General features: G+C 38.6%; 13 protein-coding genes. 10 read left to right on the top strand and 3 right to left on the bottom strand.

The features are described 5' to 3' along the window. Window positions 1–74: 74 nt before the first annotated feature. The 7 genes from C3K47_RS00320 (at window position 75) to C3K47_RS00350 (ending at window position 5,894) form a co-directional block, all read left to right on the top strand. Window positions 75–575 carry a hypothetical protein gene (locus tag C3K47_RS00320; protein WP_103787083.1) on the top strand — a complete coding sequence of 167 codons (501 nt, stop codon included), beginning with the start codon at window positions 75–77 and terminating at the stop codon, window positions 573–575. A gap of 383 nt (window positions 576–958) precedes the next feature. Then, window positions 959–1,414, top strand: a complete 456-nt coding sequence (locus C3K47_RS00325; protein WP_207765211.1) for a cupin domain-containing protein — start codon at window positions 959–961, stop codon at window positions 1,412–1,414. A gap of 81 nt (window positions 1,415–1,495) precedes the next feature. Next, window positions 1,496–2,557, top strand: a complete 1,062-nt coding sequence (locus C3K47_RS00330) for an alpha/beta hydrolase family protein (RefSeq protein ID WP_165784594.1) — start codon at window positions 1,496–1,498, stop codon at window positions 2,555–2,557. Window positions 2,558–3,098: 541 nt separating this feature from the next. Beyond that, entirely contained in the window at window positions 3,099–4,100 is a 1,002-nt protein-coding gene (locus C3K47_RS00335) for a hypothetical protein (protein ID WP_207765212.1), read from the top strand. A 2-nt stretch (window positions 4,101–4,102) separates the two neighbouring features. Further along, window positions 4,103–4,678 (top strand): FUSC family protein, encoded by a 576-nt coding sequence (locus C3K47_RS00340; RefSeq protein ID WP_103787086.1) that lies wholly within the window; start codon window positions 4,103–4,105, stop codon window positions 4,676–4,678. Window positions 4,679–4,844: 166 nt separating this feature from the next. Continuing rightward, complete coding sequence (locus C3K47_RS00345; protein WP_103787087.1) at window positions 4,845–5,018, top strand: FeoB-associated Cys-rich membrane protein; 174 nt, start codon at window positions 4,845–4,847, stop codon at window positions 5,016–5,018. 90 nt (window positions 5,019–5,108) lie between these two features. Next, a complete protein-coding gene (locus C3K47_RS00350; RefSeq protein WP_103787088.1) occupies window positions 5,109–5,894 on the top strand; it encodes a TrmH family RNA methyltransferase in 786 nt (261 codons plus the stop codon). A gap of 36 nt (window positions 5,895–5,930) precedes the next feature. Here C3K47_RS00350 and ispF read toward each other — a convergent pair whose 3' ends face one another. Next, window positions 5,931–6,407, bottom strand: a complete 477-nt coding sequence (gene ispF / locus C3K47_RS00355) for a 2-C-methyl-D-erythritol 2,4-cyclodiphosphate synthase (protein ID WP_103787089.1) — start codon at window positions 6,405–6,407, stop codon at window positions 5,931–5,933. 104 nt (window positions 6,408–6,511) lie between these two features. On the opposite strand from ispF, the gene C3K47_RS00360 reads away from it, so the two are divergent. Continuing rightward, window positions 6,512–7,123: a hypothetical protein gene (locus C3K47_RS00360; RefSeq protein ID WP_103787090.1), complete on the top strand. Its 612-nt coding sequence runs from the start codon at window positions 6,512–6,514 to the stop codon at window positions 7,121–7,123. Window positions 7,124–7,308: 185 nt separating this feature from the next. Here C3K47_RS00360 and C3K47_RS00365 read toward each other — a convergent pair whose 3' ends face one another. Then, entirely contained in the window at window positions 7,309–8,598 is a 1,290-nt protein-coding gene (locus C3K47_RS00365) for a voltage-gated chloride channel family protein (protein ID WP_207765213.1), read from the bottom strand. 114 nt (window positions 8,599–8,712) lie between these two features. Here C3K47_RS00365 and C3K47_RS00370 point away from each other — a divergent pair, with 114 nt between their 5' ends. Both C3K47_RS00370 and C3K47_RS00375 read left to right on the top strand, forming a co-directional pair. Further along, on the top strand, window positions 8,713–9,669 hold the full coding sequence (locus C3K47_RS00370) for a tryptophan 2,3-dioxygenase family protein (protein ID WP_103787091.1): 957 nt from the start codon (window positions 8,713–8,715) through the stop codon (window positions 9,667–9,669). A gap of 113 nt (window positions 9,670–9,782) precedes the next feature. Further along, window positions 9,783–10,847 (top strand): branched-chain amino acid aminotransferase, encoded by a 1,065-nt coding sequence (locus C3K47_RS00375; protein WP_103787092.1) that lies wholly within the window; start codon window positions 9,783–9,785, stop codon window positions 10,845–10,847. Between the two features lie 75 nt (window positions 10,848–10,922). Here the strand turns inward: C3K47_RS00375 and C3K47_RS00380 are convergent, their stop codons facing one another. After that, entirely contained in the window at window positions 10,923–12,701 is a 1,779-nt protein-coding gene (locus C3K47_RS00380; RefSeq protein ID WP_103787093.1) for a DUF748 domain-containing protein, read from the bottom strand. Window positions 12,702–12,857 lie beyond the last annotated feature (156 nt).

Consider the following 12,857-nt stretch of genomic DNA (forward strand, 5'->3'; position numbering starts at 1 on the left):
AATTGAGTTTTGGAAGCAACCTTTGCCCTATCAATCAGGTAAAGATTATTGAATAAAATAACTACTTTGGAGGAATGAGAGCCGTTGAATGTTGTGAGCGAAAAACGTTTACCCTGCAAAAAATGACTATGGAAACTCAATCCTTCGAAAAATTAAAACTCATCTATGAAAATGCTTCAATGCAAATGAAATTTTATATGAGTTGGCGTCAAAACCTTTTGGCTGGTTACTTTGCAGTTGACGCAGGGTTATTTTATGCGCTTTATAAAATTCAAGAGGATGTAAATTTTAGAGTGTATAGTGACAAAATTGGCTACGCTATTGCTGTTATTTCTTGTATATTCTTTCTACTCGATTATAGAAATAAATTACTCTTTCAAAAATGCTTAGAAGTTGGGGCTGCAATCGAAAATAAAATCAATGAAACTATTATTATAAACAAAGATGAATATTATGGAGTTTATGATTGTCTAAATCGATTGCCAGAAGGAGAAAATATCACACACACCTTTATTGTTACAATATTGTATGGATTAGGTGGGTTTACAGGACTTTATATAGCTTGCAAATTTTAATTAGACCCCACCTCCCCGCTCGTGCGCGTTTGCCAGGGCGACTCAATAATATTCCCTCAGTTGTCGAAAGTCTTAACGAAGCGAGACTTTTGACTGCAAATAATACATAGGTCTTCAGACCGGGACACCCTGGAACCCAAACAACAGAAAGTGCGTTCTTTTAAGTGTTCTATGCTGATGTACAAATTCCTTCTAATAAACATTAGAATTAAACTGAAACTTTATGCTCCGATTTAAAACTATTGATATCTTTTTATATTAGGTAAACTCAATCTGTCGATTTTAACATGGCTTTTAAGGATAAAATAATTCGCAATCCAAAGACAAGACAAGACATAAAATTTTTGCAATTAGGTAGTGAAACTAACGGAAAACTATTGGAGATGGAAACAACATACAATGCAAAATCCAAAGAACCACCGGCTCACTATCATCCTTATCAAGTTGAGGATTTTACTGTTCTTTCCGGCGAATTGACCGTTCGCATTGATGGTCAACTATTAGTTTTGAAAGAAGGTAACTCACTTCATATCCCCGTAAACAAGGTTCATTCGATGTGGAATAACTCTAATGGCAAAACGATTGTGAATTGGAAAGTTCAGCCGGCTATGAATACCGACAATTTGCTTGAAACGGGAATAGGACTTGCTAACAATGGAAAGACAAACGAAAACGGAATGCCGAATATTTTACAAATAGCGTTGATGGCAAATAAATACTCTGATGTTTTCCGGCTTTCAAAACCACCATTCGTAGTTCAGAAAATAGTGTTTATCCTGCTGACTCCATTTGCTTATTTGCTAGGCTATAAACCCACATACAAAGAATATCTTGATTAAATTAAGCGATAATTATGCGGCCGAATCATGCATTACTTACTTATGAAAATTGTCAATACCTGTCAAATAGCTATGTTTTCAATGAATAAACTTATCCTTTTACTTTCATTAACTCTCTCATCGCTTGCAAATACACAAGCAGGCAATACCCAAAATGATTCAACCCTAAAAACTCAAATTGCTGAAGAAAAGTACGTCCTGCTAAACGGTATTGAGCAGTGGGTAACCATAAAAGGGAATAGTTCTAAACCTATCATATTGTTTATTCATGGAGGGCCCGGAAGTCCAATAAGTCCTTACATTGATGTTTTATACAAAGACCTGGAAAAGGATTTCATTATCGTTCAATGGGATCAGCGAGGTTCCGGAAGAACTTATGGACACAACTCTCCACCGGAAGAACTAACTCCTGAATATTTAAAAGCCAATCCATTAACATTAGAACAAATGACCACTGATGGAATTGCGCTCTCCGAATACCTTTTGAAACATTTAGGAAAACAAAAAATTATACTTTTTGGCACTTCTTGGGGTTCAGCACTTGGCGTAAAAATAGTTACCAAACGCCCGGACCTTTTTTATGCTTATGTAGGGCATTCCCAAATTGTAAATCCTACCATTGCCGATGACAAGTATGCTAAACTCTATAAAATGGCAGAAGACAAAAATGATTCTGACGCCATAAAAATATTAAATACTATAGGCAAGCCTCCTTACAGCAGTGCTAAAAACGTAGGCCAATTATATCAGGTTATCAAAAAATATGAAAGAGCAAATTCAACTCCCGCTCCCACTAATTGGTTTGAACTTGATCCGGCTTATGACAATGAAATTGATAACAAAAACCGATATGATGGAGATGACTATTCGTTTGTGAATTTTACCGGTGACAGTAAATTGGGCGTGCAATCAATGAGTGCATCCATTAATTTGATGAAAGACAATTTGGATTTTAAAATTCCTGTATACTTCATACAAGGCAATGAAGATATTTTAACTCCGAAGGAAATGTCAAAGAAATATTTCGATGAACTAAACGCTCCTAAAAAGGAATATTTCTTAATACCGAAGGCAGCTCACGGATTTAATTTGTCGATTTTAGAAACACAGTATAAAATATTTAAGAGTATAAAAACCTCTTAACAAGAGGTATCCAAAGAAAAACAATGAATAGCTATTATTTGTTTAGCAAAAGATTGTTACGCTTTAAACACCGCATTTGATTTAATTTTATAAGATGTGCTGCCGATCCAGGTGGATAATACAGACTTTATACAATCACGATCTATAACCCGCTCGCGCGTTTGCAACTACTGTTTTGAGTTTGCAATTCAACAATATTCAATTGTTATCAGAATGGTTATGCCTAACATCTCTTCTGACGGAATGAGACCCGGTATAAAAAATTAAAGGCCCTTGAGAATTGATTGAATAATTTTCAAGGGCTTTTTACTGGGCAAAGGTTTCGTTGGTAACAAAGGTCTTATAAGGGTACCCGGAGGTTAAATTGGACTCTAAGGAAGATAAACTATTCAAGCCTTATAAGGTTTGCGAAGGAGGTTTTTTACTCATCTCTTGTATCATAAATCTGAAGAAGAATAAAGAAAAAACCGTACCTTATATACAAGAACTTATGCTCAGGTGTATGTTGCTGCAAAGGCAATTCACTTAAAAAGAAAGCACTATGAAAAAGAATGAAATTGAAACTATGCATATCAAGAATGGAAAAGCTCAACCGGAGAAAAAAACTGTTCTAGTTGATCCGGGACAGCTAAACTCAACTATTTGGGCAGGGAATGTGCCTCAAATTAAACAAGGAACCTATTCGGATGGCCTCCCCTACAACGAGCTAAATTATCTCGCCTTTAAGCTTATTTTGAAGCCAAATCGATTTGTTTCACGCAGTTCCCTCTTTGATCTTGTAAAAGTAATGAAGAAGCCGGCGATAGAACTCGGCTGCGATTTTCAAACGGAAGGCTTTATTAATATGCCAATCAAGATCCGTGAAGTGCTTTTCGTGGATACACCAGATTTCAGGCTTTACAATAATGGGTTTATCCTGCGTAGACGAATTGCTTATGAAGATGGTTTTCCGGCATCAAACCCTGAGATTGTCTTCAAATTTCGTCATCCTGATCTACAGCAAGCCGCTGAAACAGATGTGCGGCCGTTGATAAATGGTGATTACCGGGTAAAGTTTAAATGCCAGGCATTGCCACTCCGAGATCAATTAGGAGGGATCCGGATGCTGTACTCGCATAATGTTCAATTCCCAAGGTCAAGCGTGGTAAACAATGACGTTTTCTCATTCGATACTATTTCACAAATATTCCCGGTTCTTGCACATCTCAAAAAAGGGGAAGGTGATAGAATCCAACTTGTTAATGACATGATCGTTGAAGAAGTGTTACAAGATATCGGCATTCTCGACCTTGGTGATGGTATCAAAGCAAAGGTGAATATGGCTATTTGGCGAACAAGAGGGGAACACCGCCCGCTCATTGCTGAACTTGCCTACCAGATCAGGTTCAAGGACCGGAAAGAGTTAAAACTCGAGGCCATGCAAAGAGCAGAACGGTATTTTATAATGCTTCAATATGCCGCGAAGGACTGGATCTCCCTGAATGCGACTAAGACGGGCGTGGTGTACAGGTTTCTTGGTAATCCTCCAAAAAGCCATGAATAGTTATGGCACGCAGATCATCCCAAAAGGCCGAAGCGCTAATGAAACAACTAGGCCTTTCATTAGATCATATTCTTGCCTTGCGATTTGCAATCAATGTGGCTATAGCAACCTGCATCGTTTGGACCACATTGCGGGCGATTGAGGATACCAATCCTATCTGGGCGATTGCTTCCATGGTGGCCGCATCGGATCCCCAACCTGCAGAAGCACGCAAAATGTTCAGATCCCGACTCATTAATGTAATGGTAGGTTGTGCCACCGGCTTGTTTTTCCTTTTAATAGGAGGTGCAAGAGAATGGCTTTTACCTGTCGCTTTGGGAACTACTGTACTTGTTTCATCTTATGTTGTTCGTATTAAAACCATGTGGCGGCAAGCGCCTATTACAGCCGCCGTTGTAATTGCTGCGAGTATCACTCATGGAGAGGCCAGGGCAGGTTTGGAATATGGGCTTCATAAAGTAGGCGAAGTGATCTTTGGATGTCTGGTAGGTCTTTTGGTAAGTCTGGCCATGTCAAAAATTTGGTTGATTCAGCCTTCGGAGGAGCTATTGGAACCTTCATCGGAAGGTACTAAATGAAGTCGATACCTTTTGAAGCTTGATATCCATTTATCGCCAAGCTTATTACATAATAAATTGTACTTAGCTGAGGGTGAATTCATTATGAAACAGACCACTGCCATTTAAATATATTTTAATTGCGCAGATACCTTGAAGTTGGTGCTTATTATTTAACTTTGCCAGCATGATTCAGCAACTGTTAGTTGGAGTTATTTTTTTAGCGGCGTTATGGTACATAGGTCGAATGGTTTATCGCCAGATAAAACCAAAAAACAATAGTTGTGGATCCAACTGTAAATGCGGTGTTGATTTTAGTGAAATAGAAAAGAATATGCCGAACGAAAAAATGTTAAATTGATGTATTGCCAGATGGCAAAGTCAAATTCAGTTTAGCAATTTTACCATTTAACTTTTATCAATTACCTGCAATTTTACTCCATAATTTAAAATGCACGAAATCCTTTCTTCCACTCAAAATCCTAAAATTAAAAACGTATTAAAACTCCAGGAAAAATCTTCGGAACGAAGAAAACAGAACCTGATTGTTTTTGAGGGAAACAGGGAATTGGGTTTAGCCTTGGATGCAGGATTTAAGATTAAAACACTTTTTGTTTGCCAAGAGGTTTGGGGGGATGAACGAATTGAAGGAGTAAGTCAGCGTGATATCTTTTACATCAGCAAAGAAGTTTTCGATAAGATAGCCTACCGGGAAGGTTCTGATGGTTTGATCATTATTGCCGAGCCCCAATACCATAGCCTTGAAACATTAAAGCTGCCAAAAAATCCATTTCTGATCATTCTTGAAGCAGTAGAAAAACCCGGGAACCTTGGAGCAATTCTTCGTACGGCTGATGCCGCCCAGGTTGATGCTGTAATTGTTTGCGATCCGCGAACGGATATTTACAATCCAAATGCAATTCGCTCAAGCGTGGGTTGTGTTTTTACCACCCAAATTGTTGCTTCAACAAGTGATGAGGTATTAGAATGGTTAAAAGCGAGAGGAATTGTGAGCTATGCGGCAGCCTTAACAGCAACCGAGTTTTATCATGAAACAGATATGGCAAAACCTTGCGCGATAGTGATGGGAACTGAAGCAACAGGCTTAACGGATAAATGGCTAAACGGAGCTGATAAACAAATTAAAATACCTATGCGTGGCAAGATAGATTCTTTAAATGTGTCAACCAGCACCGCAATTTTAGCTTTTGAAGCTATGCGTCAAAGAGGGTTTTAAGCCCCCCTTGGCTCAAGAGATCATATTGAAAAATTCTTATTTATAGATCAACGCTACTGCGGATGCGGTAACACCCTCTTCCCTTCCAATAAAGCCCAGTTTTTCATTGGTGGTGGCTTTTATTGAAACAGCATCTTCATCAATTCCAAGTTTAGCAGCAATGGCCTTTTGCATGGCGGGAATATGCGGATTTACCTTTGGAGCTTCCAGGCAAACTGTGCAATCAACATTTCCAACTTTATAACCTTTTTCGGTTAAAAGCTTCATGGTTTCTTCGAGTAAAATTAAGCTGCTGATACCTTTCCAGCGGTCATCGGTATTTTTAAAATGAACACCGATATCACGTAAATTAGCTGCGCCCAATAAAGCATCACATAATGCATGCAGTAAAACATCTGCATCCGAATGGCCAAAAGCGCCTTTATCTGCTTCTAGTTTAACTCCGCCTAAAAAGAATGGATGTCCATCGACAAGCTGATGCACATCAAATCCAAATCCAACTCTGAAATTCATTTATCTTAAGTTTGGGGCAAAGATGCAAAACAATGGCTCACATTTTAATGAGCAATGCGTTAAAATTTGAAAAGGTGTTGAAGTAATATTAAGTTAGCAGTTATATGAAAACACATCTATCTTCATTTTTCCTTGCAATTTTATTTTCTGCTTGTACTGGCAATTGGGCCTATAGGACTGATGTTAAGGTACGTGATTCGATAAGTCAAAAAACAGCACAACAAGACTTTTTTTCCAATGACACGGTAAATGTTCAAAAAGCTCATCCACTTGGAGATATCAGGGCTTTTGGACAAAGTATACTTGACGGTAAAGTTAAACCTGCGGACAATAATGAAACTTTTGCATGCCTTGATAGCTTGAAATCGGAAAATGAAAACACCCGAGAATTCTTTTTTGAGGTTTATCGAGTAATTGCACAAAAATCGGATGGAGCTTTAGGTGAAGTTGTTGGAGGGTACACAAAAGCTTACCTGCAATCATACCCTAAAGAATGCATAGATAACTTTCATCAAATGTCCGAACAAGAACAAAGTCTTTTTATAGACAATTTAGCTTATGAATTCTATGCATCAGTTGAAGATTATCATAATGATATTGATTACTATTTTAATGGGCTAATTCATACATGTAATCAATGTTCGGCTAATGACAAAAAGACCTTAGAAAACATCATGGTTAGCGTAAAAAAGGCTGTAAGGGTATTGAATAACTAAGTTTTATATGTTACTAAATGAAGTATTGCAATAAGGACTTCAGTGATTCTTGTGGTTCGCATCTGCTTATCATAAAACTCGACAAGAAATTCCCTACTTTCCGTTAGTTCGATTTCTCTGCTAAAGCCATTTCTTTGGTTTTAATGACTTTACCCTGCTTATAGGTCTTAGTTTTTAACAGGCAACTATTTTCTATAATACCGTTTAAGCAAAATGTGTTTTTCAGTTCCAATGGGTTGAGCACTGTAAATGCCAGAGTTTCCCGAAAATAGAAAAGCCACAATACAGGCTATTGCAATATAAACAGATGACTCAGCCCCAAACAATTCTATGCCCATTACAATACAGGCCAGTGGGGTATTTGCCGCGCCCGAAAACACCGAAACGAAACCCATTCCGGCCAACAAGCCAATTGGCAATGGGATGATCAGTGATAAAGCGCTGCCTAAGGTTGCACCAATAAAAAACAATGGAGTTACCTCTCCTCCTTTAAAACCTACACCAACTGTAAATGCCGTAAATAAAACCTTTGTGGCAAAGTCAATAAATGCTTGCTGCTGTTTAAATGATTCGAGAATTACAGGAATACCAAGCCCCAGATAGCGGGTGCTGTATGCAGGAACCAGCCAATGCATGAATCCTATTACCATTAACAAGATTATACCTCCATAAAATGGGCGTAATGGCGCATAAGCAACTTTCGCTTTAAAAAAAGCGGCAATTTTATGCATTAGTTTTGAAAACAACATGGCGGTTATGCCAAAGAATATGCCTGCCAAAACACACCATAAAATAGCAGGGGCACTTAAACCAGGAATTAAGTCGATATGATAATGTGTGTGTCCAACGTTCCAGGCTTTACAGGTTTGATCGGCAATTACCGCCGAAAGCAAGGCAGGCAAAATGGCCGCGTAGCTTAGTTGTCCAACCAATAAAACCTCCAACCCAAAGATAGTCCCGGCCAGCGGGGTACCAAAAACGGATGCAAAACCGGCAGCAATACCTGCAATTAAAATAACCTTTCGATCACGTGGTTTAAATTTGAACAAATGGGTAAGCTGGTCAGCTAGTGAACCTCCCATTTGTACTGCTGTTCCCTCACGACCGGCTGAGCCTCCTACCAAATGGGTTAGAATGGTTGAAAGCCATATCATCGGAGCCATTTTAAATGGTATGATATTCTTTGGATTATGGAATTCTTCTAAAAGTTGATTATTGCCTTTGGTTACATCTTGTCCATAGTAATGATATAAAAGGCCGATGAGTAGCCCAATAACAGGTAAAAACAGGATAAGCCAAAAATGTTGTTCCCGCCAATCGGTTACCCAGTTCAGTGATAACAGAAAACCTGCCGAAGCCGTTCCGGCCATTGTCCCAATGATCAGGCAAAGAAAGATCCATTTAAATAAATAACCTGATAAAATAATTTGAGGGGAAAACAACAGCTGAGATCTTCGTGGTAAGGGCAGTTTCATTTGTTAAATTTCATTCAGCCACGAAGATAGTTAAAAAGCTTTTTGCATTTAACGACTTAACTTCGGGCTTTTTTACCCTACATTTGCCCGACCTAATCCTATCAATAAATTATTATGCAATTAACTGACGAACTTTTAAAGAGGCTCGAACTGCTGTATCAAAAGTATGATGCAATGGGTCAGGATATGAATTCATACCTTGATGGTTTGCTTTATGCCGATTTTCTTACCTATTGGGATTACATTCATCTCGATACACTATTAACCCTTCAGCATCCCAAAACTCCGTTCCCAGATGAGAAGATCTTTATCATGTATCATCAAATTACAGAGCTGTACCTGAATTTGATCTTGCATGAATGTGAGCAAATTGCTAATAAAGCTGATTTGTCTGTAAGCTTCTTCAGTGCGCGTTTAAAACGTATTAACCGATATTTCGAGGCGCTTATTGATTCATTCGATGTAATGGTTGACGGCATGGAAAAAGACCAGTTCCTGGCTTTCCGTATGTCATTATTGCCCGCCAGTGGTTTCCAATCAGGGCAATACCGCATGATCGAAATCTATGCTTCTGATTTTTTAACCTTGGTTCCGGCCGAGAAAAGAGAAGGCTTGAGAAATGCTACGGTTGCTGATCAGTATGAACACTTATACTGGAAAACGGGTGCAACTGAGCTTTCGACCGGTAAAAAAACGCTTACCCTTAAGCAGTTTGAGCAGAAATACAGCCAAAAGTTCATCGACCTGGCGACAAGTGTTCAAACTAAAAACTTCTGGCAATCTTATAAAGCATTAGAAGCTAAAGGTGAAGATGTTAGCACTTTAAGGGAATTGCTACGCAGTTTTGATACGCATGTAAACGTAAATTGGAAATTGATGCATTACCGATCGGCCGTACGATATATGCAGCGCGATCCCGAAGATATCAAAGCAACCGGTGGCACAAACTGGCAAAAGTACTTGCCTCCGCGTTTCCAAAAATTAGTTTTTTATCCAGAGTTATGGTCGGTGCAGGAGATTGAGGACTGGGGTAAAAAATGGGTTGAAGAGTTTGTTCCCGGCAATAAATAAGGGCTTAAAATAATTCATAAAAATTGCGAGAGAGGCTGCATATGAGGCAGATAAATTAGAAAAGCTGCCGAAAATTGAGTATTCTTGCATGAAATTTATCAATACTATTAGCGATGATAGAAACATTAAACATTGAAGTTCAAAAGGTAGAAAAATCAAAAATCAGTTCAGTTGATTTTAATGATCTTCCTTTTGGAAAAGTTTTCTCAGACCACATGTTGGTTGCTGAATATAGCGATGGTGAGTGGAAAAACATTAATATTAAACCTTACGCTCCAATTGAGTTTACCCCTGCTGTTGCAGCTTTGCATTACGGACAATCAATTTTTGAAGGCTTAAAGGCTTTTAAAAACGAACAGGGAGAAGCGGTCATTTTCCGCCCAGAAGCTAATTTCGAGCGTTTCAATATTTCTGCCGAGCGTATGTGCATGCCTACTGTTCCTGAGGAAATCTTCATGAAAGGCATGGCTCAGTTAATTGAATTGGATAATAACTGGATTCCGAATAAACCTGATTGCGCTCTTTATATCCGTCCGTTTATGTTTTCAACTGACGAATATATTGGAGTACGTCCTTCAGCAAAATATACATTCATTGTGTTCACCTGCCCGGTAGGCGCTTATTACAGCAAGTCGGTTAAAGTGAAATTTGAAACCACCTATTCTCGTTCATGCCCTGGAGGTATTGGCTATGCTAAAGCGGCTGCCAACTATGGAGCATCGATGTATCCGGCAATGCTGGCTCAACAACAAGGATTTGATCAGGTTATCTGGACCGATTCAAGTTCACACGAGTTTATTGAAGAGTCGGGTGTAATGAATGTAATGTTTGTAATTGATGGCAAACTGGTTACTCCTCCGGCTAAAGACACCATTTTAAAAGGAATAACCCGTGACAGCGTGTTAACAATTGCCCGCGAATGGGGATTGACAGTTGAAGAACGCCCGGTAGCAGTTAGTGAGGTAGTTCAGGCTATTGAAGAAGGTCGTCTTACTGAAGCTTTTGGCGTTGGTACAGCAGCAACCATCAGCCAGATCGCACAGATCACCAATGGCGATAAGGATTATATTTTACCTGATCCGGCTGGACGTGATTTTTCAAATAAAGTTCATAAGCACCTTGATGCGATTAAATCAGGTACAGTTGCTGATACTCACGGTTGGATCTATAAAGTTTAAGTTCAAATCGAATAAATAAGATAAAAGCTGCTTCTGTTAATACGGAAGTAGCTTTTTTTATTATTTGTCGGTTGGTTAATCTTTCTGAACCTGTTTCTCAATCTGTTCTTTCCTGCTCTTATCCTCTTTCTTCTTTTTCTTACGCAGTTTATGGGATACCTGCTTTTCTTTTAGCGATTTAATTTTTTCTTCTTTGTTATCCGTTATGCCCACCGAAGGTTTTAAGGCAGTGAACAAGCTTTTCCATAAGAAATTAAACACCGATCGGGTTTTATCACGGTGGTACGTGGTATTGGCAATTCGTATCGGAACCTCCGGAATTGGATTACTCTTTGAAATTATGATCGCATTTACAAGTGTTGAAACAAAGCCTTGATTTTCGGTGGTTCCGGTCTCTTTGTTTAATAGCTGAATTTCCAGATCATCATATAAAAATTCCATGCGGGTTTTGGAGGTACTCGAATTGGCCTTTATAGTAAAATCCATACTATTGAGCTTACCTGTTTTAATGCGAACGAAAGCAAGACTCTGCAGTGCCGGATTCATCCGCTTCAGTTCCATCGGTTTGATCTTTCCCTTTACTATAAATGTTTTCTCTTTTGGGTTAACCGGAAAATTAAAGTCAACGATAAGTTCTCCGGAGCCCATCAAAAACGCACTGCTTTTTATGGAAATCATTGGCTTAGCCGGGTTGAGTAAATTTGAAACGTTTGTTAGTGTTGCGTTTAAATTGGTAAAATATATTGTTCCACTTTTGGCTCGTCCCAAAGGTAGTTCTTCATATTCTACCCGTCCATCAGTTACCTGAATCTTTTTAATTAATACTTCGTGTTTAACCTGTTGAAGCATTTCATGAAATAGAAGTTTTTCCTTGAGGTTTTTATTGGGAAGGTTTTTGTCACGAAAAGCCTCAATAAACGGCCGAACAATAGAAATCTTATTTGCCATTATTCGTTCATCAAAAAGAAATGATTTCAGATGCAGTCCTTCAATTGAAATGGAATCTACACTTATTGAAAAACGATCGGTTTGTTCACCCACCATCTTTGCAAAGTCTTGCTTTTTGTATTGCGGTTTTAAGGTCACGTTCTGCATCGTAACCGATGAATCGTTAGTAGCCAAGTTCAGCTGACCAACCACTATTTTATATCGTTTGTTAGGGCTTAAGTATTCATGGTCCTCTATCCGAACACGGATATTCTTGCTGTAAAAAAAACGGGTGCTATCTATTTCTGCCAGTGAGTCAATTAAAACGTCATCTAATAGAACCGTTAACCTACCCACATTTAGAATAGTGTTCCTTTTTCCGAAGATGCGCTTGTAGACAACCTCTCCATCAACAAATTTTATCTCGGTCAGTGCTATCGAATTAAAAACCGGTTTAAGTAGTTCAAAAAGCGTTTTTGGGGGCTCCTTTTTTTTGATACCTGGAATCGTCAGGTCTTTGATCCACAATAGCCGGGGTTCTTTCACCAATAATAAACCGGTTGTTAGCTTTTTGCTTTTATAGAAGTTCCAGAAATTAATATCTGTTAAGGCTATTGATTGGCAGTAAACATCAAAAACAGATTGTGGAGCCAGATTAGCTGATTTTAATTGTTTATAACGAGCAGTATCTGCAATCAGATGCGGTTCGGTTAAGTAAATTCTGCCCAAAAACAGTTTAATCGTCAGGCCTTTCAGCTCCAATCGGTATAGGCCATTCGATGATTCTCTAACCTTAGATTGCAATTGCTCTTTTAATATTGGTTCCAGCCTCGCATCTAAATACCAGGCAGTTCCACCCAAAACGAGTATGGCTGCAATAAGAATTATCGCGATCCAGGTTAATATTTTCCGCTTTCTTGTACGCATTAGAGTAGGGGCTATCGTAATTTAACAATATGAATAGACAATCTTACTGCCAAAGTGTCATTTATCGGGTTATTTGTTTATTTTTGCGGTCCTAATTTTTAATACATTAGGTGTAATCATCAAATATGCGATGGCTACCTGGTGTAAATGATTAAT

It is taken from the genome of Solitalea longa (assembly GCF_002920915.1).
Taxonomy (GTDB): Bacteria; Bacteroidota; Bacteroidia; order Sphingobacteriales; family Sphingobacteriaceae; genus Solitalea; species Solitalea longa.